This is a genomic window from Caballeronia sp. HLA56, assembly GCF_054655155.1.
On the sequence record NZ_BAAHOB010000001.1, the window covers coordinates 251,759 to 275,877 of the forward strand.

Genomic DNA, 24,119 nt, shown 5'->3' on the forward strand with positions numbered 1-24,119 from the left:
CATGAACATCATCGCCAAGGTTGTCGTGTCGCTCGTCGTCATCGCTGCGCCTGCGCTTTCCTTTGCTCAAGGGTCGAGCGAACCGCTCACGCGCGCGCAGGTGAAAGCCGAGCTCGTGCAGATCGAGCAAGCGGGTTATTCAGTTGGGTCGGGCGACAGTACGAACTATCCGGCCGACATTCAGGCTGCGGAAGCAAAGGTCGCCGCGCAGCAGAACACCAATGAAACGAATGAGGCATACGGCGGCATGCATGAGAGCGGCGCGGCGTCAGGGACTGTGCATCGTTGGGCTGGGTCGTCGTCGCCGTCGTCATCGTCATCGTCGAATGCTTGTGTCGGCCCTGCGGACTTTTGCGTTCCGTTCTTTGGAAGTTAACTTTCTAAGCCGACCAGCCATGCACTTTGCTTTTGTCTTTCGAATAACTTGCTAAAGGCTGCAAACATCGCTTAGCGGCTGCCCGAAAATTATTTTCGAAAAGGGGGTTGCCATGCTGTCTTTCGCCAGTCATAATTCGCCTCCCGTTGAATGACGGCGCGCAAGAAAGCAAGCAGACAAGCGAAGCGATCAAAGCGCAATGCTCTTTAAAAACTAACAGCCGATAAGTGTGGGCACTTGATGGCGCGAGCGGTTCCGACCTTTTGGGGTTGGGACGTTTAGCGAAAGTTATCAAGTCTCACACAGTATTAGAGGAAGGTTTATCTGTCGAAAGACGGATTGATCATCGTCAGTACGTTGAGTGAGCGACCGGTTGGTAAAACAACCGAAAACAGTAACAGGAATTGAACTGAAGAGTTTGATCCTGGCTCAGATTGAACGCTGGCGGCATGCCTTACACATGCAAGTCGAACGGCAGCACGGGGGCAACCCTGGTGGCGAGTGGCGAACGGGTGAGTAATACATCGGAACGTGTCCTGTAGTGGGGGATAGCCCGGCGAAAGCCGGATTAATACCGCATACGATCTACGGAAGAAAGCGGGGGATCCTTCGGGACCTCGCGCTATAGGGGCGGCCGATGGCAGATTAGCTAGTTGGTGGGGTAAAGGCCTACCAAGGCGACGATCTGTAGCTGGTCTGAGAGGACGACCAGCCACACTGGGACTGAGACACGGCCCAGACTCCTACGGGAGGCAGCAGTGGGGAATTTTGGACAATGGGGGCAACCCTGATCCAGCAATGCCGCGTGTGTGAAGAAGGCCTTCGGGTTGTAAAGCACTTTTGTCCGGAAAGAAAACCTGCCTGTTAATACCGGGTGGGGATGACGGTACCGGAAGAATAAGCACCGGCTAACTACGTGCCAGCAGCCGCGGTAATACGTAGGGTGCGAGCGTTAATCGGAATTACTGGGCGTAAAGCGTGCGCAGGCGGTCTGTTAAGACCGATGTGAAATCCCCGGGCTTAACCTGGGAACTGCATTGGTGACTGGCAGGCTAGAGTATGGCAGAGGGGGGTAGAATTCCACGTGTAGCAGTGAAATGCGTAGAGATGTGGAGGAATACCGATGGCGAAGGCAGCCCCCTGGGCCAATACTGACGCTCATGCACGAAAGCGTGGGGAGCAAACAGGATTAGATACCCTGGTAGTCCACGCCCTAAACGATGTCAACTAGTTGTTGGGGATTCATTTCCTTAGTAACGTAGCTAACGCGTGAAGTTGACCGCCTGGGGAGTACGGTCGCAAGATTAAAACTCAAAGGAATTGACGGGGACCCGCACAAGCGGTGGATGATGTGGATTAATTCGATGCAACGCGAAAAACCTTACCTACCCTTGACATGGACGAAACCCGGGTGAGAGCCTGGGGTGCTCGAAAGAGAATCGTCGCACAGGTGCTGCATGGCTGTCGTCAGCTCGTGTCGTGAGATGTTGGGTTAAGTCCCGCAACGAGCGCAACCCTTGTCCTTAGTTGCTACGCAAGAGCACTCTAGGGAGACTGCCGGTGACAAACCGGAGGAAGGTGGGGATGACGTCAAGTCCTCATGGCCCTTATGGGTAGGGCTTCACACGTCATACAATGGTCGGAACAGAGGGTTGCCAAGCCGCGAGGTGGAGCCAATCCCAGAAAACCGATCGTAGTCCGGATCGCAGTCTGCAACTCGACTGCGTGAAGCTGGAATCGCTAGTAATCGCGGATCAGCATGCCGCGGTGAATACGTTCCCGGGTCTTGTACACACCGCCCGTCACACCATGGGAGTGGGTTTTACCAGAAGTGGCTAGTCTAACCGCAAGGAGGACGGTCACCACGGTAGGATTCATGACTGGGGTGAAGTCGTAACAAGGTAGCCGTATCGGAAGGTGCGGCTGGATCACCTCCTTTCTCGAGCTTAAACGCTCGCCCACTCAAGTGTTCACGCTTATCGGCTGTCAGAAAGACAGGCTAAGGGTCTGTAGCTCAGTCGGTTAGAGCACCGTCTTGATAAGGCGGGGGTCGTTGGTTCGAATCCAACCAGACCCACCACCCGGGCAAGCGGTGCTTGAAACGACCAAGCGAGCAGACTGAGTCAGGCACACACGGGGGGATTAGCTCAGCTGGGAGAGCACCTGCTTTGCAAGCAGGGGGTCGTCGGTTCGATCCCGTCATCCTCCACCAATCCTCAATGCACAGCGCTGAACGCGGGGTTCAACGTTGCGCATTGGCGATTGAGCCAGTCAGCGCGGGTAGGTGATCGAATTTGATCATGCTATCGGCTGTCGTTCTTTAACAATCTGGAAGAAGTAGTAAAGAGATTATTCGAAAGCACTTAGAGATGGGTGTGAGTAGGGTAATCAGGGTTGTGATTGTATCAAGTATGAAAAGGTGATCGAAAGATTGCTTTGGAATACGGCACAACGCGAATACTCAACCTATGACGGTGGGCTTAAAGGCAGCAATGCTGGCAGACACACTCGTTATAGGGTCAAGCGAACAAGTGCATGTGGTGGATGCCTTGGCGATCACAGGCGATGAAGGACGCGGTAGCCTGCGAAAAGCGGTGGGGAGCTGGCAAACGAGCTTTGATCCACCGATATCCGAATGGGGAAACCCGGCCCGAATGGGTCATCCTAAGCTGAATCCATAGGCTTAGTGAAGCGAACGCGGTGAACTGAAACATCTAAGTAACCGCAGGAAAAGAAATCAACCGAGATTCCCAGAGTAGTGGCGAGCGAAATGGGATCAGCCTGTACTCTTTATCTGTGTTGTTAGCTGAACGCTCTGGAAAGTGCGGCCATAGCAGGTGATAGCCCTGTAAGCGAAAACAGCGTGGAAGAACTAGGGGTACGACAAGTAGGGCGGGACACGTGAAATCCTGTCTGAAGATGGGGGGACCATCCTCCAAGGCTAAATACTCGTGATCGACCGATAGTGAACCAGTACCGTGAGGGAAAGGCGAAAAGAACCCCGGGAGGGGAGTGAAATAGATCCTGAAACCGCATGCATACAAACAGTCGGAGCCTCGCAAGGGGTGACGGCGTACCTTTTGTATAATGGGTCAGCGACTTACGTTCAGTAGCGAGCTTAACTGATTAAGGCAGGCGTAGCGAAAGCGAGTCCGAATAGGGCGATCAGTTGCTGGGCGTAGACCCGAAACCAAGTGATCTATCCATGGCCAGGTTGAAGGTGCGGTAACACGTACTGGAGGACCGAACCCACTAACGTTGAAAAGTTAGGGGATGAGCTGTGGATAGGGGTGAAAGGCTAAACAAACTTGGAAATAGCTGGTTCTCTCCGAAAACTATTTAGGTAGTGCCTCGTGTATCACCTTCGGGGGTAGAGCACTGTCATGGTTGTGGGGTCCATTGCGGATTACTACGCCATAGCAAACTCCGAATACCGAAGAGTGCAATCACGGGAGACAGACATCGGGTGCTAACGTCCGGTGTCAAGAGGGAAACAACCCAGACCGCCAGCTAAGGTCCCAAAGATTGGCTAAGTGGGAAACGAAGTGGGAAGGCAAAAACAGTCAGGAGGTTGGCTTAGAAGCAGCCACCCTTTAAAGAAAGCGTAATAGCTCACTGATCGAGTCGTCCTGCGCGGAAGATGTAACGGGGCTCAAGCCAGTCACCGAAGCTGCGGATGCATATTTATATGCATGGTAGGAGAGCGTTCCGTAAGCCTGCGAAGGTGCGTTGAAAAGCGTGCTGGAGGTATCGGAAGTGCGAATGCTGACATGAGTAGCGATAAAGGGGGTGAAAAGCCCCCTCGCCGTAAGCCCAAGGTTTCCTACGCAACGTTCATCGGCGTAGGGTGAGTCGGCCCCTAAGGCGAGGCAGAAATGCGTAGCTGATGGGAAGCAGGTCAATATTCCTGCACCATTGTTAGATGCGATGGGGGGACGGATCGCGGAAGGTTGTCCGGGTGTTGGACGTCCCGGTCGCTGCATTGGAGAAGGTGCTCAGGCAAATCCGGGCACATAATTCAAGGGTGTGGCGCGAGCTTCCTCGGAAGCGAAGCAATTGGAAGTGGTTCCAAGAAAAGCCTCTAAGCTTCAGTCTAATAGTGACCGTACCGCAAACCGACACAGGTGGGCGAGATGAGTATTCTAAGGCGCTTGAGAGAACTCGGGAGAAGGAACTCGGCAAATTGGTACCGTAACTTCGGGATAAGGTACGCCTCTGTAGCTTGACTGGCCTGCGCCAGGAGGGTGAAGAGGTTGCAATAAACTGGTGGCTGCGACTGTTTAATAAAAACACAGCACTCTGCAAACACGAAAGTGGACGTATAGGGTGTGACGCCTGCCCGGTGCCGGAAGATTAAATGATGGGGTGCAAGCTCTTGATTGAAGTCCCGGTAAACGGCGGCCGTAACTATAACGGTCCTAAGGTAGCGAAATTCCTTGTCGGGTAAGTTCCGACCTGCACGAATGGCGTAACGATGGCCACACTGTCTCCTCCCGAGACTCAGCGAAGTTGAAGTGTTTGTGATGATGCAATCTCCCCGCGGCTAGACGGAAAGACCCCATGAACCTTTACTGTAGCTTTGCATTGGACTTTGAACCGATCTGTGTAGGATAGGTGGGAGGCTATGAAACCGGAACGCTAGTTTCGGTGGAGCCGTCCTTGAAATACCACCCTGGTTTGTTTGAGGTTCTAACCTTGGTCCATGATCTGGATCGGGGACAGTGCATGGTAGGCAGTTTGACTGGGGCGGTCTCCTCCCAAAGTGTAACGGAGGAGTACGAAGGTACGCTAGGTACGGTCGGAAATCGTGCTGATAGTGCAATGGCATAAGCGTGCTTAACTGCGAGACCGACAAGTCGAGCAGGTGCGAAAGCAGGTCATAGTGATCCGGTGGTTCTGTATGGAAGGGCCATCGCTCAACGGATAAAAGGTACTCTGGGGATAACAGGCTGATACCGCCCAAGAGTTCATATCGACGGCGGTGTTTGGCACCTCGATGTCGGCTCATCTCATCCTGGGGCTGTAGCCGGTCCCAAGGGTATGGCTGTTCGCCATTTAAAGAGGTACGTGAGCTGGGTTTAAAACGTCGTGAGACAGTTTGGTCCCTATCTGCCGTGGGCGTTGGATATTTGAAGGGGGCTGCTCCTAGTACGAGAGGACCGGAGTGGACGAACCTCTGGTGTACCGGTTGTCACGCCAGTGGCATCGCCGGGTAGCTATGTTCGGAAGAGATAACCGCTGAAAGCATCTAAGCGGGAAACTCGCCTTAAGATGAGATATCCCCGGGGCTTCGAGCCCCTTGAAGGGTCGTTCCAGACCAGGACGTTGATAGGTCAGGTGTGTAAGTGCAGTAATGCATTGAGCTAACTGATACTAATTGCCCGTAAGGCTTGATCCTATAACCAGTGTGTTTGAACCACTGGCGAGTTATGCGTGTGCGACAATCGCCACCCAACATTTACTGCTTCTTCCCGGATTGGTTGTGTGCCCACCCGGCGCACGACAACAAGTCATGCCTGATGACCACAGCGAGTTGGTACCACCCCTTCCCATCCCGAACAGGACCGTGAAACGACTCCACGCCGATGATAGTGCGGATCTCCCGTGTGAAAGTAGGTAATCGTCAGGCTCCTCATGCAGCAACAAAAACCCCACCCCCAAACCAGGTGGGGTTTTTGCGTTTCTGCGGCGTTTGGCGTGCGAGAGAACACGACGTCAACGCATCCATTAGCGTCAGGCACGTTATAAGCTTCGAAGGCTGTGATTCTGTCGGTAGAATGGCAACGCAAGGTTGTCCATGCCGAACGATTAGGCTGACCTCTGGAGCGCATATGAGAACGAGTCTGTTGATCGCCGCCGTGAGCGTCTCGCTGCTATTCGCAGCCTGCGGCAAGAAGAACGATGCGAGCGAGTCCAGTCTGGGCGATGCCATTTCCGCCGATATGAAAACAGATCGCGGGCTTCTGTGTCTGAATCGCAGTGGACGTGGCCCGTACACATTTCCATCGGCCTATACGAGTCGCGATCTCAACGAATATTCCGGCGCCGCGCTGCGTGAGCAACTCGCGGCGCTCGAAAAAAGCGGACTTATCGCGCGCTCCGCGGCGACGCCCGCCAATGCCAATGCCAAGCAAAATGGCATTGCATATAGCCTGACGGGCGAAGGGCAAAAGTACGCGGTTGAAACCACGCGTCCGGCTGGCGACCCGAACGCCACCAGCGATTCCCGTGTCTGGATGCTGTGCTACGCGCACGTCAAGCTCGACAAGGTCGTCAGTTGGACAGAGCCTGATCCCACCGCGCATCGTTCGGACGTCACCTACACCTATAAGCTCGATAATCCCGCGTCGTGGGTCGACGACCGCGACATCAAGCGCGCTTTCCCCGACCTGACCGCCGCCGATCGCGAAGCGGGCGAGACCAAGCTGCACGTCACGCTCGAACAGCGTACCGATGGCTGGGTGCGCGTGGATTGAGGAACTTCGCGCAAGCCAGGCCGAGCCACGACGCGTCATCGGGTCCGCCCCGCATGTCCGATGTAGCGGCGCTCGCGGGCGTCTCGAAAATGACGGTATCGCGCGTGCTCGCGGGACACAGCGTTGCCCTGGCGACTCGTGAGCGCGTGCAGAAAGCCATCGAAGAACTCGGCTATGTAGCGGATGCCGCCGCCGGTGCGCTTTCATCCGGGCGGTCGGAATTCGTTGCCGTGCTCGTGCCGTCGCTCGCAAGCTCCAACTTCTCCGATACGGTGCGCGGTCTGTCCGCGTCGCTCGAACCGCATGGCTTGCAACTGCTGATCGGCGATACCGACTACGACTTGCAGCGCGAAGAACGCATCGTGCGTTCGATGCTGCGTCACCAACCACGCGCCATCGCTCTGACCGGCTCGCGTCACACGGACGCCGCCCGCGTTTTGTTGCGCCGCTCAGGCGTACCTGTCGTGGAAATGTGGGATGCGCCCGCCGAGCCGATCGATTCCGCCGTCGGTTTCTCCAACGTCAGCGCCGCGCGCGCGATGGTGCGCCATCTCGCGGAACGCGGCCATCAACGCATCGGATTTCTGGGTGGCGCGAGTGAGTTGGACAGGCGCGGCCTCGACCGGCTCAAGGGCTTTCGTTCGCAGATGAAGGCGTTCGGTCTCGACGATACCCGCGTCATCCGGCTAGGCGACTCGCCGATCACGATGAGCCACGGCGGCCCTGCGATGGCCGCGCTGCTCGAAGCATGGCCGGATACGCAAGCCGTGATGTGCGTGAGCGACATGTCCGCATTCGGCGCGATAATGGAATGCCACAGGCGCGGGCTTCGCGTGCCGCAGCACATCGCCATTGCGGGTTTCGGCAACTTCGAGGTCGCGATGTGCTGCACGCCGTCGATCACAACCGTTTCCGTCGATGCTTACGGCATCGGTTCGCGCACGGGCGCGACGCTGCTCGAAGCGATCGAAGCGCGCGATCGCGGAATAATGGAGAGCATTGGCAAGAAGGTACGCGTCGGTTATTCGGTATTGGCGCGCGAGAGTGCCTAGGCGCATATCGAAGTAACTCGAACCCTGCAATAAACAACTCGCTTGTGTTACCGGTAACATAACGCAATCGAAAACCACGGAGACAACCCCATGCCACAGCATCCAACTCGCCGTCTACGTAGCCAGGAATGGTTCGACGATCCCTCGCACGCCGACATGACCGCGCTCTATGTCGAGCGCTTCATGAACTACGGTCTTACGCGCGAGGAGCTGCAATCGGGCAGGCCGATCATCGGTATCGCTCAGACGGGTAGCGATCTCGCGCCATGCAATCGCCACCATATCGAGCTTGCCGAGCGCACGAAGGCCGGTATTCGCGATGCGGGCGGCATTCCCATGGAGTTCCCCGTGCATCCGCTCGCGGAGCAAAGCCGCCGTCCGACCGCCGCGCTCGATCGCAACCTGGCCTATCTCGGTCTCGTCGAAGTGCTGCACGGCTTCCCGCTCGATGGCGTCGTTCTCACGACCGGCTGTGACAAGACCACGCCCGCATGTCTGATGGCAGCGGCGACCGTCGATCTGCCGGCCATCGTGCTGTCAGGCGGGCCGATGCTCGACGGCTGGTACGAAGGCAAGCGCGTCGGCTCGGGCACGGTCATCTGGCATGCACGCAATCTGCTTGCGGCAGGCGAGATCGATTACGAAGGCTTCATGCAACTCACGACCGCATCGTCGCCGTCCATCGGCCATTGCAACACCATGGGCACCGCGCTCTCCATGAACAGCCTCGCCGAAGCGCTCGGCATGTCGCTGCCGACTTGCGCGAGCATTCCCGCCGCGTATCGCGAGCGCGGTCAGATGGCGTATGCGACGGGCAAGCGCATCGTCGACATGGTGCGCGAGGACTTGCGGCCATCGCAGATCATGACGCGCGAGGCTTTCGAGAACGCGATCGTCGTGGCGTCGGCGCTGGGTGCATCGACCAATTGCCCGCCGCATCTGATCGCGATTGCGCGTCATATCGGTATCGAATTGAGTCTGGAGGATTGGCAGCGTTATGGCGAAGACGTGCCGCTGATCGTGAACTGCATGCCTGCTGGAGAGTATCTCGGCGAGAGTTTTCATCGCTCGGGCGGGGTGCCGGCCGTGCTCAGGCAACTCGATGCGGCCGGTCTCATCGAGCGCGCGTGTCGGACGGTATCGGGCCGCAGCATCGGCGAAATCGCGGACGACGCGCCCGCCGCCGACCGCGAAGTCATCCGCACGGCCGACGATCCGCTCAAGCACGGCGCGGGCTTCATGGTGCTGTCGGGCAATTTCTTCGACAGCGCGATCATGAAGATGTCCGTGGTCGGCGAGGCCTTCACGAAGACCTATCTCAGCAAGCCGGGCGAAGAGAACGTGTTCGAAGCGCGCGCCATCGTTTTCGATGGACCGGAGGATTACCATCGGCGCATCAACGATCCCGCGTTGAACATCGACGAGCATTGCATTCTCGTGATTCGCGGCTGCGGCACGGTGGGTTATCCGGGCAGCGCGGAAGTGGTCAACATGGCGCCGCCTGCAGAAATGATCAAGCGCGGCGTCGATTCCCTGCCTTGTCTCGGCGACGGCAGGCAAAGCGGCACGTCGGCGAGTCCGTCCATTCTCAACATGTCGCCGGAAGCGGCCGTCGGCGGCGGTCTCGCGCTCTTGCGCACGGGCGACCGGATTCGCGTGGACCTGAATGCGCGTTCGGTGAACGTGCTGATCGAGGAAGGCGAACTCGAAAGCCGCCGCACGCATGCCGCGTTCGCCACGCCGCCCGCGCAAACGCCGTGGCAGGAGTTGTATCGGCAGACGGTGGGGCAGTTGTCGACGGGCGGGTGTCTCGAGCCCGCGACCTTGTATTTGAAGGTGATCGAGACGCGCGGCAATCCGCGTCATTCGCACTGAAGAGGAGACGCTCATGGCCTATGCAATCTATCCGAGCCTCGTAGACCGACATGTCGTCGTGACGGGCGGCGGCAGCGGAATTGGCGCATCCATCGTCGAGGCGTTCGCGAAGCAAGGGGCGCGCGTGTCGTTCATCGATGTCGCCGAAACCGACGCGCGCGAACTCGAACAGGCGCTCGCCAACGAGAAGCACGCGCCGAAGTTTTACCGTTGCGATCTGCGCGATACGGCCGCCATCGAAGCCATATTCGACGACATGATCGCGGCGGCGGGACCGCTCGATGCGCTCGTCAACAACGCCGCCAACGACGACCGCCATCGATGGGACGACGTGAGCGCCGCGTATTGGGACGAGCGCATGGCCGTGAATCTGCGGCATCAGTTCTTTTGCGCGCAGGCGGCGGCCAAGAGCATGCGCGCGAACCGGCGCGGCTCGATCATCAACATGGGTTCGATTTCGTGGCATCTCGCGCTGCCGGAACTCACGCTCTACATGACGGCGAAGGCGGCTATCGAAGGCCTCACGCGCGGATTGGCGCGCGATCTCGGCGCGCACGGCATTCGCGTGAATACCGTGATTCCGGGCGCCGTGCGAACGCCGCGTCAGATGAAGCTGTGGCAGTCGCCCGACAGCGAGGCCGCGCTTCTTGCGCAGCAGTGTCTGCACGAGCGAATCGATCCGGAACACGTCGCGCGGATGGTGCTCTTTTTGGCATCCGACGATGCGGCGCGCTGCACGGGGCGCGATTATTTCGTCGATGCGGGATGGTTTGGAACCTGAGCGTTACGGCCAGGACGTTCCATGTGTCGTCTGCCCGTAACGTAACGTACACGGCACCTCACACCCGCGCGTCGCGCCCACGCATTGCACGCGGCGTCGCCTTCACCTTCGGCACGCTGCTGGTTTCGATGTAATGCTGCACGCGTTCGGCCGCGTCGTAGTAGCCGCGTTCATCGAGCCAATGCCAGACTGCCGCGAGGAAGAGCCCGAGGCCCGTATGGCCGCAATGGGCGATGAAATCCGCGACGCCTTCGGCCAGCGCGGCATCGCGCCCGGGCTCCTGCAGTGCGCTCGCCACGTGAGAGGCGCTGCGCGACACGAGCATGGCGTGCATCGAGAAAAGTTGCGGATTGAACGTGCGTGCAGCGTGACTGCGTTGTTTACTGCCCATCATCGGGCCCCCGGTTTCGCAAGTGCGGTGTACGGCGCGCTCGGTCCTGAACTGCTAGATGAGAAACGAGCGCGCGCCACCGATGGTCTATTTGGATTGTTCGTGACGCCTGTGCCGACGTTCGGAGCGGTTTATTGCAAGAAGCGGGCCTACTTTGTCGATTTCGTTGTCCCGCCTTGTCGAATAAGGCAGACGAAAACATGCGGCTTCATCCAGACAGCACCTGCCTGAGCGAAAAGACAAGTTTTTCTACATTCCGTAGAATTAATTGCCCGGCGTGCTTAATTCATAGCGAAGCCTAAGAAGCCGCCAACCGCGCATGGCCTGGCCTAAAGCCCGATGCGCTCAACCGGTCAACTCATGCGCCGTATCCTCGCGAGTCTGTTCAATGCAGGACAGCACGGCCCGCGCGCCGTCGTATGTGCCTTCGCCATGCTGGCCGGCTGCTCCGGCAACACGGTCGCGCAGAGCGAGGAGGCAGCGAGCGCGAGCACCGCGAAGACCGATGCGCAAACCCAGCCGCAGCCGTTGCATCACGCAAAGCACACCGCGTCCGGTTTCGAGAACGACTACGGCCAGTTGCCGCACGAGTCGCTTCTGAAGTGGCGCTGGGAGCGCTTGCGGCAGGGTCTGCCCAAGCCGCCCGCGAACGGATATCGGTTTCCGATGGCGCATCCCGACATCGCCTGGCTCAAGGCCAATCGCACGGAGAACACGTTCACGTGGATCGGCCACGCGAGCGCGCTGCTGCAAATCAACGGCGTGAACATCCTCGCCGATCCGGTGTTCTCCGAACGCGCGTCGCCGTTCTCGTTCGCGGGTCCGAAGCGCAAAACGCCGCCCGGGCTCACACTCAACGAGTTGCCGCACATCGATATCGTGCTGATTTCGCATAATCACTACGATCATCTGGATAAGGCGAGCGTCGAAGCGCTCAACCGGCAGGCGGGCGGCCCGCCGCGCTTTCTGGTGCCGCTCGGCGTGAAGAAGTGGATGAACGACGACGGCATCCAGAACGCGGAAGAACTCGACTGGAGCGACGAAACCCATGTTGCCGGCCTCGATATCTGGTTCGTGCCGAGCCAGCACTGGTCGGCGCGCACGCCCTTCGACCGCGCGGAAACGCTGTGGGGCGGCTGGGTCGTGAAGACGCCGGCGGGCGCGGCGCATCCGTTTTCGTTTTACTTCGCGGGCGACACGGGCTATTCGCCGGACTTTCGCGATATCGGCGCGCGCTTCGGCGGCTTCGACCTTGCGCTCATTCCCATTGGCGCGTACGACCCGCGCTGGTTCATGCACGGCCAGCACGTCGACCCCGAAGAAGCCGTGCGCATCTTCCAGGACGTGCAGGCGAAGAAGGCGATCGGCATCCACTGGGGCACGTTCGAACTCACCGACGAGCCGCTCGACGAGCCGCCGCGCCGGCTCGCCGATGCCGTGCGCCGCGCGGGCCTGCCCGCCGATTCCTTCACCGTGCTCAAACACGGCGAAATGATCCGTCTCGATTCCTCCCCCTCAAGCGCCGCCGCAATCAGCCGTTAACCCAGTCAACTGCACTGGCATATACCGTGCATGGTGCGTGGGACGCCGCGCGCAGTCAGAACGCGCGCGCCGCAAACGATTCAATGCTCGTGACGCCTTCCGACGCGGTTTCATACGGTCCGCGCCGATCGATTACACATGAGGGTTCATCGCGTGAAGCATCTGTCCATCCGGCATCGCATACTGGCGAGTTTCGGCGTCATTCTCTTCCTGATGCTGGTCATGGCCGCGCTGTCCTATACGCTGCTCGGCGGTATCGACCGCGAGGCGAAAAGCCTCGAAGAAGATTCGATGGTCGGTCTTTCGCTGTCCAACGATCTGCGCGCGGCCTGGCTCGAAAGCTACGCCGTGACGCAACGCCTGGTCTTCGCCGATAGCGACGAGGCACTCATTCGCCGCGATAGCGACCGTCTGACGCAAACGCGCGCGACGCTCGACAAGCTCATCGAGAACTACGCGCCGACCGTCCACGAAGAAGACGAGCGCCGCATCTTCGACGAATTCAGGCATCAGCGCGCGCTCTACGCGCCGCTGCAGGACGAAGCGCTGCGCGGTCTCATCGATTCGAAACAAGCCGGCGCCACGGTGTTCAACACGCGCCTGACGCCAGTCTGGGAAGCGGGGCAAAACGCGGCGCGCGCGCTCGTCGACTACAACGAGGCGAGCAACGCGAGTTCGGTCAAGAGCATCCGTCATTCGGTGGGCAAGTCGGAGACGACGCTCGTCGTCATCATGCTGGTGGCGTTGGCCACGGCCGCCGTGCTCGGCTTTCTGCTAATGCGCGCGCTGACCGTGCCGATGCTGCGTCTCGTCGATGTCGTCGACAAGATGCGTACGGGCGATTTCACGCAGCGGCTCGACCTCGCGCGCGCCGATGAGTTCGGCACGCTCGAAGCGGGTTTCAACCGCATGACCGACGAACTCACGGGGCTCGTCGGGCAGGCGCAGAAGTCTGCGCTGCAAGTGACGACATCGGTCTCCGAAATCGCCGCCACCGCGCGCGAGCAGCAAGCGACCGCGAGCGAGACTGCCGCAACCACGACGGAAATCGGCGCGACGTCACGCGAGATCTTCGCGACGGCGCGCGATCTCGTACGCACGATGAACGAAGTGTCGGGCGTCGCGGAACAGTCGGCGACGCTCGCGGGCACGGGTCACGCCGGACTCACGCGCATGGAGGAAACCATGCGGCACGTGATGGAAGCGGCCGGTTCGGTGAACGGCAAGCTCGCCATCCTCAACGAGAAGGCGGGCAACATCAATCAGGTCGTCGCGACCATCACGAAGGTGGCGGACCAGACGAACCTGCTTTCGCTGAACGCGGCCATAGAAGCGGAAAAAGCCGGCGAGTACGGACGCGGCTTCGCGGTGGTGGCCACCGAGATTCGGCGTCTTGCGGATCAAACCGCGGTCGCGACCTTCGATATCGAACAAATGGTCAAGGAGATTCAGTCTTCCGTCGCGGCGGGCGTGATGGGCATGGACAAGTTCTCGGAGGAAGTGCGGCGGGGCATGCTCGACGTGCAGCAAGTGGGCGGGCAACTGTCGCAGATCATCCATCAAGTGCAGACGCTTGCGCCGCGCGTGTCGATGGTCAACGAAGGCATGCAGACGCAGGCAGCCGGCGCGGACCAGATTTCTCAGGCGCTCTCGCAATTGTCGGAAGCCGCGCAGCAGACGGCGGAGTCGTTGCGTCAATCGACTCAGGCCATCGACGACCTGACGCATGTCGCCAACGGTCTGCGCACCGGCGTATCGCGCTTCAAGGTGGCCGCGTAAAGCGGCGCGCGCCATGCTCTTCGTCCAGTTCACGCTCGGCTCCGATCGCTATCTGCTCGACAGCGCGCAGATCGAGCGCATGTTGCCGCTCGCGCCGTTGAAGGCGCTGCCCGGCGCGCCGGAGTGGGTTGCGGGCCTGTTCGATTACGAAGACGCGCCCGTGCCCGTGATCGATGTCGCAGCGCTGGCGCTCGGGCGCGCGTCGCGCGAACGCTTGTCGACGCGGCTCGCGCTCGTCGCATACAAGCGCGACGGCGCGCGCGATTCGACGACGCATCGACTGGGTCTCGTGCTCGAACAGGCAACCCGCACCGTCACGCTCGATACCGCCGCGTTCGCCGATGCGGGCATCGACACGCCGCACGCACGCTATCTCGGTCCCGTCGCGCGCGATGAAGCAGGCCTGCTGCAATGGGTGCGCATGGAACATTTGTTGCCGCTCGACGTGCAGGCGTTGCTCTTTGCCGAGAGCACATCATGAACGAAGACAACACGCGCCGCTTTACCGAGCTGCTGCATCGGACGATCGGGCTCGACGCCGAGTCTATCGGCACGAACGCGGTAATGCGCGCGGTGCGCGAGCGCTTCGATGCATCGCGCGCGGTGACGCTCGACGACTACTACCACGCCGTATCGAACGATCCCGCGCTGATGCAGGAACTGATCGAAGCGGTCGTCGTGCCGGAAACGTGGTTCTTTCGCGATCCCGAGGTCTATACGGCGCTCGCGCGGCTTGCGCGCATTCGTCTGTCGGAGCGCCCTTCGAACCCCGTGCGCGTGCTGAGCCTGCCCTGCTCGACGGGCGAGGAAGCCTATTCGGTGGCGATGGCCTTGAGCGATGCAGGCATCGCGGCGGACCGCTTCGTCATCGAGGCTATCGACGTAAGCGAACGCGCGTTGTCGCATGCGCGCCGCGCGCACTATGGACGCAATGCGTTTCGTGGCCGCGCGCTGGGTTTTCGTGACCGGCATTTTCGCGCGACCGAAGACGGCTGGCAGCTCGACGAGCGCATGGCGCGCTGTGTGCGCTTCACGCAAGCCAATCTGTTTCAACTCGATGCGCGCATGTTCGAACGCTTCGACTTCATTCTGTGCCGCAACGTGCTGATCTACTTCGATCGCGAGACGCAGAGCGCCGCGTTGCGCGTCCTCGACAGCTTGCTGGCCGACGGCGGCATGCTCTTCATCGGACCTGCTGAAACGGGTCTCCTGATGCGCGAAGGCATGAGTCCCGCGAACCTTCCGCTGGCTTTCGCGTTCAGAAGGCCCGAGCGCGAGATCGTGAATGCCGCTCCTCCGCTAAAGCCCGCGGCATCCGGCGAATTCGTCATGCCTGCATGGGCGCGAGGCGCTACGCGTGTGGACTCGTCGAAGGGTTCCGTGTCGAAGCCGATGGCGTTTGCAGCGCCTGCGATGGCGTTGCATCGAACCTCGACACCGGTGAGCGTCAATCCGGCGCCGGCCTCGACGCCAACGCCAACGTCAACGCCAACGCTCACGCAAGCCCACGCTCTCGCCGATGCCGGTTCGCTGATCGAAGCCGAATCCATCGCGCGCGGGTGGTTGCACAAGCACCCGGCAAGCGCGGATGCGTACTATCTGCTCGGCGTGATCGCCGATGCCCGCAACGCGCACGACGAATCGCGCGCGCATTATCGCCGCGCGCTTTATCTCGATCCGACGCATCGCGAAGCGCTTACGCATCTTGCCGCGCTGCTTCAACTCGATGGCGACACGGACCGCGCGCGCATCATGCTGGCTCGCGCCGAACGCAGCGCCGAGAGCGCGCGATGAACGCCCGCACGCCGCTCATTCCCGATGTCATCGACGACTGCTGGAACCGCATCGGCGTGCGCGGCGACGGCTCGTGTCCGAAGCTCGAACGGTACGTGCATTGCCGTAATTGCCCGGTCCATGAGTCGGCGGCGGCGCGCGTGCTCGATCGTGTCGATGCGGTTTCGGTCGTCGAGCGCTTCAAGGGCGACGCAAAACGAACGCGCGACGCAGCCGATGCCGTTTCGTATCTCGTGTTTCGCATCGGCGGCGAATGGCTCGGCTTGCCGACCGCGTGTTGTGCGCAGGTCGCGCAACTTCGGCCGGTGCATACGTTGCCGCATCGGCGTAACCGCGCGGTGCTCGGCGTCGTGAACGTGCGTGGACGTTTGCTGGTATGCGTGTCGCTGGCGCGTCTCTTCGGTATCGAGGAAAGCGTGGCGAAAGCGGTTTCGAAATCGCAAGTTGTCGATGCACGCGAACTCGGCCGTCTGCTCGTCGTTCAGCGGCGTCGGGATGACGCGCACGCGGATGGCGAAGGGCCGCTCGCTTTTCCCGTCGATGCCGTCGATGGCGTGCATCGCTTTTCGGCCGCGCGTTTGCAGCCGGTGCCCGCGACGCTCGCGCAACGTCATGCGTCGCATACGCAGGCGCTTGCGCCGTTCAAGGATACGACCGTCGGCTTGCTCGATGCCGAACGTCTCATCGACAGTCTCGACGGGAGTCTCGGATGACGAGTGCCGATCCCGGACGCCGCTCGCTGCTCGACCTGTTTCAGGAGGAAGCGCGCGCGCAGGCGCAGATTCTTTCCGATGGCCTCATCGCGCTGGAACGCGCGCCGAACGATCCGGTCACGCTCGAAGCGTGCATGCGCGCGGCGCATTCGCTTAAGGGCGCGGCGCGCATCGTCGGTGTGCCGGTCGGCGTGACGCTCGCGCATGTGATGGAGGACTGCTTCGTCGCGGCGCAGGCAGCGCGCGTGACGCTCGATGCGGTCTATATCGACATGCTCTTGTGCGGCGTGGATATGATCGTGCGGATCGGTCAGGCGGAAGAAATCGACGCGCAGACGACGCTGGAAAGCGAGGTGAATGCGTTTGTCGAGGGGTTGAATGCGCGTTTGGTGGGTGATTCGGATGGGTCACACGAGTTGGCGTTGGCAACGTCCACGGCGGATGAGACGGACAGGCTTCGCCTAGGCGCAACGTATGATGTATCGTCGCGCGATCGTGCAAACGATGGGCCTCGTTCGCACGCACCGCATCATACGCATTCCGCAATGCGTTCGAACGAAGCTCACGCGCTTCACGCAAGCGATGAATCGAATCTCACATCGCGTTCTGACGAAGCCCACACGCTGCGCGCAAGCGCCGAAACGCATCGTCCACGAGCGTCGCAAGAAGCATCCCGCCCAACCGAAGCCCGCATGCTTCGCGTGCGCGCCGAAACTCTCGACCGCCTGTTGAGTCACTCCGGCGAGACGCTCGTCGAATCGCGCTGGCTCAAGCCTTTCTCGCAATCGATGCTGCGCGTGAAGCGCATTCAGCATGACGCGAGCCGCGCGCTCGAACGCCTGCATGACACCTTCGCCGACAGCGCGCCACTCGACGCGCGCGCACAGGCCGCGCTCGACGAAGCCCGGCGCCTGACGAACGAAGCGCATCGGCAACTGAGCGAGCGGCTCGCCGAACTCGAAAACTACGACCGCCGCTCGACGCATCTCGCGCAACAGATTTACGACGAAGCGCTCGCTTGCCGCATGCGTCCTTTCGTCGATGCAACCGGCGGCTTTGCGCGCATGGTCCGCGACGTGGCACGCTCGCTCGGCAAGGAAGTACGCCTCGTGATCGCCGGCGAAACCACGCAAGTGGACCGCGATATCCTCGATTTGCTCGACGCGCCGCTCGGCCATTTGCTGCGCAATGCGGTCGATCACGGCATCGAAGCGCCATCGCTGAGACGCGCGCTCGGCAAGCCGGAAATCGGCACTATCACGCTCGAGGCACGGCATAGCGCGGGCGCGCTTTTCATCAGCGTATCCGACGATGGCGGCGGTATCGACCTCGATGCATTGCGCCGCACCGTCGTGCACAAACGCCTTGCAAGCGAAGACACGGCCGCGCGACTTTCCGAGGCGGAACTGCTCGAATTCCTCTTTCTGCCAGGCTTCACCATGCGCGACGCCGTCACCGATGTATCCGGCCGCGGCGTCGGGCTCGACGCCGTGCAAGACGTCGTGAGGCAAGTGCGCGGCAGTCTGCGCGTGACGCAGGACGCCCACGCCGGCACGCGCTTCGTGCTGCAGTTGCCGATCACGCTGTCGGTCATTCGCAGCCTGATCGTCGAAGTCGCGGGCGAGCCCTATGGCTTGCCGCTCGCGCATGTCGTGCGCACGCTCGTGCTGCCGGTGAACGCTATCGATACGCTCGAAGGTCAGCAGCATTTCGCCTTCGACGGCAAGCGGCTGGGTCTTGTGACGGCGCATCAAATCTTGCAGACGCCGAGCTTCGAAGCCGCGAACGACGCGCTCGATGTCGTCGTGATCGGGCAGGGCGCGTCGAGTTACGGCATTGTCGTGGACCGCTTTCTCGGCGAACGCATGCTCGTCGTGCAACCGCTCGACAAACGGCTCGGCAAGGTGCGCAACATCGCGGCGGGCGCGTTGATGGAAAACGGCGACCCGCTGCTCATCGCCGATCTCGACGACTGGCTGCGCTCCGTCGAAAAGCTCGTCGCGGGCGGCGAACTCGGCCGTGTCGATAGAAGCACGTCACACACGACGACAGCAAGCGCGAAACGTGTGCTCGTGGTCGACGATTCACTCACCGTGCGTGAGCTCGAACGCAAGCTGCTTGCATCACGCGGCTACGAAGTCGCCATCGCGGTGGATGGCATGGACGGCTGGAACGCGGTGCGCGGCGAGCACTTCGATCTCGTCATCACGGATATCGACATGCCGCGTCTCGACGGCATCGAGCTCGTGACGCTCATCAAACGCGACGCGCAACTTGCGCGCACGCCCGTGATGATTGTGTCGTACAAGGACCGCGCGGAAGATCGCCAGCGCGGTCTCGATGCGGGCGCGGATTACTATCTCGCCAAGGGCAGTTTTCACGATCAGGCGCTGCTCGACGCGGTGCGCGATCTCATCGGCGAGGCGAAGCCATGACCACGGAGCGCGCGCGATGAAGATCGGTATCGTCAACGACATGCAGCTCGCGGTTGAAGCGTTGCGGCGCGCGCTTGCCATTCGCCCCGACCTCGAGATTCTGTGGGTTGCAAGCGACGGCCGGCAGGCTGTCGACCTGTGCGCTTCGCAGACGCCGGATGTCGTGCTCATGGATCTCGTCATGCCGAACATGGATGGCGTGGCGGCCACGCGTCACATCATGGCGAAGTCGCCGTGCGCCATTCTCGTCGTCACGGTGGATATCGGCGCGAATACGTGGCGCGTGTATGAGGCGATGGGCGCGGGCGCGCTCGATGCCGTCGATACCCCCGCGCTCGCCGGTGCCGATGCGCGGCGCGGTGCAGCGGCGCTCATCGCGAAGATCGATCAGATCGGCGCACGGCTCGCGCCCTCGATGGCCATGACGGCCGCGCCCAAGAGCCAATCGCGGCTGCTTGCAATCGGCGCATCGGCGGGCGGCCCGGCGGCGCTCGCGACATTGCTCGGCGCATTGCCTGAAGATTTCTCCGCCGCGACCGTTATCGTGCAGCATGTGGACCGCGCCTTCGCCGAAGGCATGGCGGACTGGTTAAGCGGTCAATCCGCGCTGCCGGTGCGTATCGCGCGCGAAGGCGACGTGCCCGCGCCCGGCGTCGTGCTGCTCGCGGCGACCAACGATCATCTGCATTTCACGGATGCCACGCATCTCGGCTACACCGCGCATCCCGAAGCGTTGCCGTACCGGCCATCCGTCGATGTGTTCTTTCAGAGCGTGGTCGAACGCTGGACCGGACGCGCGGTCGGCGTACTCTTGACAGGCATGGGACGCGACGGCGCCATCGGTCTCAAGGCGATGCGCGCCAAGGGTTATCACACGATCGCGCAGGACGAAGCAACGTCCGCCGTCTACGGCATGCCGAAAGCGGCCGCCGCGCTCGATGCCGCCGTCGCGATCCTGCCGCTGCCGCGCATTGCGGGCGCACTCGCGCATGCTTTCGACAATGAAAAAGAAGCGCGTATAACGACATTTCCGAGGACACGTTTATGAAGCTCCCTCATCCCGATCCGCTCGCCGAACGCGTGAAGCGCGCAACGGCCGCCGCGGCTCAGAGCATCGAGCAGGCGAGCGCGCGCTCGCTGGCCCATGAACGCGCCGTATCCGAACTGCTCGCGGTGGCGCTCAATGCGCCGCCTGCCGCCGATTTGCCGGTGATGGTGCTGCTCGTGGACGATCAGGCGATCATCGCCGAGGCACTGCGCCGCGCGCTCGCCGACGAACCGAATGTCGATCTGCACTATTGCGCCGATCCCGCGAGCGCGCTTGCCGTCGCGCGCGAAACGCGGCCGACGGTGATCCTGCAGGATCTCGTGATGCCCGGCGTCGATGGACTCACGCTCGTGCGCCAGTACCGCGAACATCCGGCTACGCGCGACATTCCCATCATCGTGCTTTCGACGAAAGAAGAGCCGCGTATCAAGAGCGCGGCGTTCGCGGCGGGCGCGAACGACTATCTCGTGAAGCTGCCCGATACCATCGAACTGGTGGCGCGCGTGCGATATCACTCGCGTTCGTATCAGAACCTGCTGCAGCGCGACGAAGCGTATCGCGCGTTGCGACAGTCGCAGCAAAAGCTCCTGGAAACGAATCTGGAATTGCAGCGCCTCACGCATTCGGACGGTCTCACGGGACTCTCGAATCGTCGAAGACTCGACGATTATCTCGATGCCGAATGGCGTCGTGCGGCGCGCGATCGCGCATCGGTCGGCTTTCTCATGATCGATGTCGACAACTTCAAGTCGTATAACGATACCTACGGACACGTCGCCGGCGACGATGTGTTGAAGCTTATCGCGCATGCCATCGAAACCAGTCTGAATCGTCCGGCGGATCTGGCCGCGCGCTTTGGCGGCGAGGAATTCGCGGTGGTGTTGCCATCGACATCGGCGCCGGGTTTGCGGCTGCTCGGCGAGAAGATTCGCATCGCGGTCGAGGCGTTGCAAGTGCCACATGCGGGATCGGCCACGGACTTCGTGACCGTGAGTGTCGGCGGCGCGACGCAGGACGTGATCGATGAAAACGCTTCAAAACAACTGGTCGAATCGGCCGATCTCGCGCTCTATCGTGCAAAGCGCGATGGACGCAATCGCGTGATCATCGGTTGACTGGTGTAAAAAGCAAAGCCGGAAACAAAAACGCGCGGTCCGAAGATCCGCGCGTTTTCGTTTGGGCTCACGCTTTCGTCATCGCCTGAACACGCCGAGCAAGAGCGTAGCGAGGAAGATCACGATAAAGATGAAGAACAGGATCTTGGCGATTTCCGCCGCGCCCGTTGCGATCCCGCCGAAGCCGAAGAAGGCCGCGATGAGCGCAATGATGAAAAAAATGACAGCGTAACGGAGCATGAAGCCTCCCACGGGGACACGATTGGTTGGTTTTTGATTCGCATGCGGACTGACATCGTCGCCGCCATCGCTCATCGGTTCATGCCGCGCTTTTGTTCAATGTTCGACGCGGCACGAGGACCTGAGCAACCAATGTGCCTAAGACCATGTCTGCGTGTAAATGCAACAACGCCGCGAGCACTGCTCGCGGCGTCGAGTAACGCGCTTCCATATGTGAAATGTCGATGCGCTCTAGCTGCCTGGCGCGCGATTGGAATCGGCTTCGTCTTGGAGATCGTCTTCGTCGTCGACTTCGTTTAGCGCATCCGGCAGGTTGTTCTCCATTTCGTCGCGCTCGATCTGATCGGCCAGGTCGAGAGATTTACGCGTGGCGGGACCGGATGGGCGGTTGGCTCCAGACATGGCATGACTCCTTGAACGGATTTCGAAGCCGCGCCGGGAAGTGGCGCGAGTGAACGGTGCCAGTCGAGGCACGTGCACGCCGGCAAGAGCCGCCTTAACGAATCGCTTAAGGGTGAATGCGCGATCGCTCGAAAAGGCAATGGGTCGATGTCGACCGATGTCGACCACCGGGAAAAGACGCAGTCCCAAACTTGCAAGGGGGACGGCAAGAATTGCGCGGCCGGCGCGTCGGACCAGTATGCACCGGTCCGGCGGCGCGGCAAAGAGGCAATTAAAAGATCATCGGATGTTTAGCGCCGCGCTCGAAAAGCAAGTCTCAGGCGAAGAAATGCGCGACGATGGGATACAGCGAGCACACGAGCAGCACGGCCATGGTGATGTTGAACGCGCGCAACCAGCGCGGTCTTGAAAGAAAGCGCCGCAGCGACATGCCGAAAGCCGCCCACGCCACGATGCACGGCATGCCGATCACGACGAACAGGAGCGCCATCAGCCCGGCATTGAGCGAGAGACTCGAATGCAGATGGATGGTCGTCGCGGCGGTGAGGACCATCATCCACGCTTTGGGATTGACCCATTGAAACGCGACGGCTTCGTAAAAGCGCATGGGGCGGCGCTCGCCGTCGCGCATCTGCACGGACGACGACGTTCCAATCTTCCACGCCAGATAAAGCAGATAGACCACGCTTGCGGTTTCGAGCACCGTATAGAGCCACGGCAGCCGCTCGAAGGCTTGCGCAAGCCCGAGCCCCACTGCAAGCATCAGGAGCGCGACGCCCGCACTGATGCCGAGTACATGCGGCACCGTGCGCTTCAGGCCGAAGTTGACGCCCGACGCGAGCAGCATGGTGTTGTTGGGACCGGGCGTGATGCTCGTGACCATCACGAAGAGGGCAGCGGCGGGCAAGGCGTTCAGGAAGTCGATTGGCATGGTGCAGTCCGCAAACAAAAAATCTATTGCACCAAGTGTAGGGAAAGACGGCAGTACAGTACCGGTACAAAACGTCAGAGGCTTTCCGGTACGGTACGAGCGCCTTCAATGAGAGCTATCAGACAGGAAACGGATTGCGCTCCGCAAATCCTTGCTGATGCCAGTACGGATACGGCGGCTTCACCGTGCTCGCTTCGTCGAGCTTCTTCACCTGTTCCGCCGTGAGGTTCCAGCCGACCGCACCGAGGTTCTGCCGCAACTGTTCTTCATTGCGCGCGCCGACCAGTACGGTCGCCACCGTCGGTCTTTGCAGCAGCCAGTTCAGCGCGATCTGCGGGATGGTCTTGCCGGTTTCCTCGGCGATGGCGTCGAGCGCGTCGATCACGCGATACAGATGTTCTTCCGGCACCGGCGGCCCCATGTCGGCGGTCTTATGCAGACGGCTCGACGCGGGCAGCGGCTGACCGCGCCTGATCTTGCCCGTGAGACGCCCCCAGCCGAGCGGACTCCACACCACCGCGCCCACGCCTTGATCGATACCGAGCGGCATCAGTTCCCATTCGTAGTCGCGCCCGATCAGCGAGTAGTAGGTCTGATTGGCGACATAGCGCGGATAGCCGTAACGGTCCGCGACATCCAGCGACTTCTGCAGATGCCAGCCCGAGAAATTCGACACGCCGGTATAGCGGATCTTGCCCGCGCGCACGAGATCGTCGAGCGTGGAGAGCGTTTCCTCGACGGGCGTTTTCGCATCGAAACCATGTAGCTGGAAGATGTCGATGTAGTCCGTCTGCAAGCGCTTCAACGCATCGTTCACGGCATGGATGAGATGGAAGCGCGACGAGCCCACGTTGTTCGGCTCGTCTTTATCGAAGCGAAAGGTCGCCTTGGTCGAGACGATGACTTTGTCGCGCCGGCCCTTGAGCGCTTCGCCGAGGATGGCTTCCGACGAGCCGCCCGAATAGATGTCGGCGGTGTCGAACATGGTCACGCCCGCGTCGAGGCAAATGTCGACGAGCCGCTGGGCTTCGCTGACGTCGGTTTCGCCCCAGGCCTGGAAGAACTCGCCCTTGCCGCCGAACGTGCCCGTGCCGAAACTCAGCACGGGAACCTTGAAGCCCGAAGCGCCTAGATGTCGATATTCCATTGTTGCGTGTCCTCATTCGGTT

The 24,119-nt window shown here is 60.9% G+C and carries 18 protein-coding genes, 2 tRNA genes and 3 rRNA genes; 18 read left to right on the top strand and 5 right to left on the bottom strand.

Annotated elements, in window-relative coordinates; genetic code table 11:
• Position 1: 1 nt before the first annotated feature.
• The 10 genes from ACYQ47_RS01235 to ACYQ47_RS01280 all read left to right on the top strand — a co-directional run bounded on the left by ACYQ47_RS01235 (position 2) and on the right by ACYQ47_RS01280 (position 10,560).
• Positions 2 to 376, top strand: a complete 375-nt coding sequence (locus ACYQ47_RS01235; protein ID WP_459904240.1) for a DUF4148 domain-containing protein — start codon at positions 2 to 4, stop codon at positions 374 to 376.
• Positions 377 to 782: 406 nt separating this feature from the next.
• Positions 783 to 2,315: ribosomal RNA gene (locus ACYQ47_RS01240) — 16S ribosomal RNA — on the top strand.
• Between the two features lie 64 nt (positions 2,316 to 2,379).
• Positions 2,380 to 2,456, top strand: a tRNA-Ile gene (locus ACYQ47_RS01245).
• Positions 2,457 to 2,512: 56 nt separating this feature from the next.
• Positions 2,513 to 2,588: transfer RNA gene (locus tag ACYQ47_RS01250), tRNA-Ala, on the top strand.
• Between the two features lie 305 nt (positions 2,589 to 2,893).
• A 23S ribosomal RNA gene (locus ACYQ47_RS01255) occupies positions 2,894 to 5,774 on the top strand.
• A gap of 117 nt (positions 5,775 to 5,891) precedes the next feature.
• A 5S ribosomal RNA gene (gene rrf, locus ACYQ47_RS01260) occupies positions 5,892 to 6,005 on the top strand.
• The 16S, 23S and 5S rRNA genes sit together here with 2 tRNA genes alongside, the layout of an rRNA operon.
• Before the next feature lie 202 nt (positions 6,006 to 6,207).
• A complete protein-coding gene (locus tag ACYQ47_RS01265; RefSeq protein WP_250466566.1) occupies positions 6,208 to 6,852 on the top strand; it encodes a hypothetical protein in 645 nt (214 codons plus the stop codon).
• 53 nt (positions 6,853 to 6,905) lie between these two features.
• A complete protein-coding gene (locus ACYQ47_RS01270; RefSeq protein ID WP_459904241.1) occupies positions 6,906 to 7,904 on the top strand; it encodes a LacI family DNA-binding transcriptional regulator in 999 nt (332 codons plus the stop codon).
• 90 nt (positions 7,905 to 7,994) lie between these two features.
• The gene (locus tag ACYQ47_RS01275) at positions 7,995 to 9,779 is read left to right on the top strand and encodes an IlvD/Edd family dehydratase (RefSeq protein ID WP_250466567.1); all 1,785 of its coding nucleotides are present in this window, start codon (positions 7,995 to 7,997) and stop codon (positions 9,777 to 9,779) included.
• A gap of 13 nt (positions 9,780 to 9,792) precedes the next feature.
• Positions 9,793 to 10,560 (top strand): SDR family NAD(P)-dependent oxidoreductase, encoded by a 768-nt coding sequence (locus ACYQ47_RS01280; protein ID WP_250466569.1) that lies wholly within the window; start codon positions 9,793 to 9,795, stop codon positions 10,558 to 10,560.
• Between the two features lie 58 nt (positions 10,561 to 10,618).
• Here ACYQ47_RS01280 and ACYQ47_RS01285 read toward each other — a convergent pair whose 3' ends face one another.
• The gene (locus ACYQ47_RS01285; RefSeq protein WP_244828716.1) at positions 10,619 to 10,954 is read right to left on the bottom strand and encodes a hypothetical protein; all 336 of its coding nucleotides are present in this window, start codon (positions 10,952 to 10,954) and stop codon (positions 10,619 to 10,621) included.
• A gap of 429 nt (positions 10,955 to 11,383) precedes the next feature.
• Here ACYQ47_RS01285 and ACYQ47_RS01290 point away from each other — a divergent pair, with 429 nt between their 5' ends.
• From ACYQ47_RS01290 to ACYQ47_RS01325, 8 genes are all read left to right on the top strand, one after another.
• Positions 11,384 to 12,493 (top strand): MBL fold metallo-hydrolase, encoded by a 1,110-nt coding sequence (locus tag ACYQ47_RS01290; RefSeq protein WP_459904812.1) that lies wholly within the window; start codon positions 11,384 to 11,386, stop codon positions 12,491 to 12,493.
• A 138-nt stretch (positions 12,494 to 12,631) separates the two neighbouring features.
• Entirely contained in the window at positions 12,632 to 14,272 is a 1,641-nt protein-coding gene (locus ACYQ47_RS01295; protein WP_244828714.1) for a methyl-accepting chemotaxis protein, read from the top strand.
• Positions 14,273 to 14,285: 13 nt separating this feature from the next.
• The gene (locus ACYQ47_RS01300) at positions 14,286 to 14,753 is read left to right on the top strand and encodes a chemotaxis protein CheW (RefSeq protein WP_250493162.1); all 468 of its coding nucleotides are present in this window, start codon (positions 14,286 to 14,288) and stop codon (positions 14,751 to 14,753) included.
• Complete coding sequence (locus tag ACYQ47_RS01305) at positions 14,750 to 16,066, top strand: CheR family methyltransferase (protein WP_459904242.1); 1,317 nt, start codon at positions 14,750 to 14,752, stop codon at positions 16,064 to 16,066. The genes ACYQ47_RS01300 and ACYQ47_RS01305 overlap by 4 nt, the downstream gene beginning before the upstream one ends.
• On the top strand, positions 16,063 to 16,779 hold the full coding sequence (locus ACYQ47_RS01310; protein WP_244828711.1) for a chemotaxis protein CheW: 717 nt from the start codon (positions 16,063 to 16,065) through the stop codon (positions 16,777 to 16,779). The genes ACYQ47_RS01305 and ACYQ47_RS01310 overlap by 4 nt, the downstream gene beginning before the upstream one ends.
• Positions 16,776 to 19,214 carry a hybrid sensor histidine kinase/response regulator gene (locus ACYQ47_RS01315; protein WP_459904244.1) on the top strand — a complete coding sequence of 813 codons (2,439 nt, stop codon included), beginning with the start codon at positions 16,776 to 16,778 and terminating at the stop codon, positions 19,212 to 19,214. The genes ACYQ47_RS01310 and ACYQ47_RS01315 overlap by 4 nt, the downstream gene beginning before the upstream one ends.
• A gap of 16 nt (positions 19,215 to 19,230) precedes the next feature.
• Positions 19,231 to 20,262: a chemotaxis-specific protein-glutamate methyltransferase CheB gene (gene cheB / locus ACYQ47_RS01320; protein ID WP_459904245.1), complete on the top strand. Its 1,032-nt coding sequence runs from the start codon at positions 19,231 to 19,233 to the stop codon at positions 20,260 to 20,262.
• On the top strand, positions 20,259 to 21,377 hold the full coding sequence (locus tag ACYQ47_RS01325) for a diguanylate cyclase (protein ID WP_284503312.1): 1,119 nt from the start codon (positions 20,259 to 20,261) through the stop codon (positions 21,375 to 21,377). Before cheB ends, ACYQ47_RS01325 begins: the two co-directional genes overlap by 4 nt.
• Before the next feature lie 78 nt (positions 21,378 to 21,455).
• Here ACYQ47_RS01325 and ACYQ47_RS01330 read toward each other — a convergent pair whose 3' ends face one another.
• From ACYQ47_RS01330 to ACYQ47_RS01345, 4 genes are all read right to left on the bottom strand, one after another.
• Complete coding sequence (locus tag ACYQ47_RS01330) at positions 21,456 to 21,617, bottom strand: DUF1328 domain-containing protein (protein WP_035967564.1); 162 nt, start codon at positions 21,615 to 21,617, stop codon at positions 21,456 to 21,458.
• Positions 21,618 to 21,848: 231 nt separating this feature from the next.
• Positions 21,849 to 22,019, bottom strand: a complete 171-nt coding sequence (locus ACYQ47_RS01335; RefSeq protein WP_244828708.1) for a hypothetical protein — start codon at positions 22,017 to 22,019, stop codon at positions 21,849 to 21,851.
• Positions 22,020 to 22,335: 316 nt separating this feature from the next.
• Entirely contained in the window at positions 22,336 to 22,950 is a 615-nt protein-coding gene (locus ACYQ47_RS01340) for a LysE family translocator (protein WP_250466581.1), read from the bottom strand.
• A 118-nt stretch (positions 22,951 to 23,068) separates the two neighbouring features.
• Positions 23,069 to 24,097, bottom strand: coding sequence for an aldo/keto reductase (locus ACYQ47_RS01345; protein WP_244828706.1), 1,029 nt, complete (start codon positions 24,095 to 24,097; stop codon positions 23,069 to 23,071).
• Positions 24,098 to 24,119: the final 22 nt, after the last annotated feature.

Coding starts and splice junctions, on each gene's coding strand:
- cheB (WP_459904245.1), top strand. CDS start 19,231: ATGAAGATCGGTATCGTCAACGACATGCAGCTCGCGGTTGAAGCGTTG.
- ACYQ47_RS01305 (WP_459904242.1), top strand. CDS start 14,750: ATGAACGAAGACAACACGCGCCGCTTTACCGAGCTGCTGCATCGGACG.
- ACYQ47_RS01295 (WP_244828714.1), top strand. CDS start 12,632: ATGAGGGTTCATCGCGTGAAGCATCTGTCCATCCGGCATCGCATACTG.
- ACYQ47_RS01235 (WP_459904240.1), top strand. CDS start 2: ATGAACATCATCGCCAAGGTTGTCGTGTCGCTCGTCGTCATCGCTGCG.
- ACYQ47_RS01345 (WP_244828706.1), bottom strand. CDS start 24,097: ATGGAATATCGACATCTAGGCGCTTCGGGCTTCAAGGTTCCCGTGCTG.
- ACYQ47_RS01330 (WP_035967564.1), bottom strand. CDS start 21,617: ATGCTCCGTTACGCTGTCATTTTTTTCATCATTGCGCTCATCGCGGCC.
- ACYQ47_RS01340 (WP_250466581.1), bottom strand. CDS start 22,950: ATGCCAATCGACTTCCTGAACGCCTTGCCCGCCGCTGCCCTCTTCGTG.
- ACYQ47_RS01275 (WP_250466567.1), top strand. CDS start 7,995: ATGCCACAGCATCCAACTCGCCGTCTACGTAGCCAGGAATGGTTCGAC.
- ACYQ47_RS01280 (WP_250466569.1), top strand. CDS start 9,793: ATGGCCTATGCAATCTATCCGAGCCTCGTAGACCGACATGTCGTCGTG.
- ACYQ47_RS01310 (WP_244828711.1), top strand. CDS start 16,063: ATGAACGCCCGCACGCCGCTCATTCCCGATGTCATCGACGACTGCTGG.
- ACYQ47_RS01265 (WP_250466566.1), top strand. CDS start 6,208: ATGAGAACGAGTCTGTTGATCGCCGCCGTGAGCGTCTCGCTGCTATTC.
- ACYQ47_RS01270 (WP_459904241.1), top strand. CDS start 6,906: ATGTCCGATGTAGCGGCGCTCGCGGGCGTCTCGAAAATGACGGTATCG.
- ACYQ47_RS01300 (WP_250493162.1), top strand. CDS start 14,286: ATGCTCTTCGTCCAGTTCACGCTCGGCTCCGATCGCTATCTGCTCGAC.
- ACYQ47_RS01290 (WP_459904812.1), top strand. CDS start 11,384: ATGCTGGCCGGCTGCTCCGGCAACACGGTCGCGCAGAGCGAGGAGGCA.
- ACYQ47_RS01325 (WP_284503312.1), top strand. CDS start 20,259: ATGAAGCTCCCTCATCCCGATCCGCTCGCCGAACGCGTGAAGCGCGCA.
- ACYQ47_RS01285 (WP_244828716.1), bottom strand. CDS start 10,954: ATGATGGGCAGTAAACAACGCAGTCACGCTGCACGCACGTTCAATCCG.
- ACYQ47_RS01335 (WP_244828708.1), bottom strand. CDS start 22,019: ATGTCTGGAGCCAACCGCCCATCCGGTCCCGCCACGCGTAAATCTCTC.
- ACYQ47_RS01315 (WP_459904244.1), top strand. CDS start 16,776: ATGACGAGTGCCGATCCCGGACGCCGCTCGCTGCTCGACCTGTTTCAG.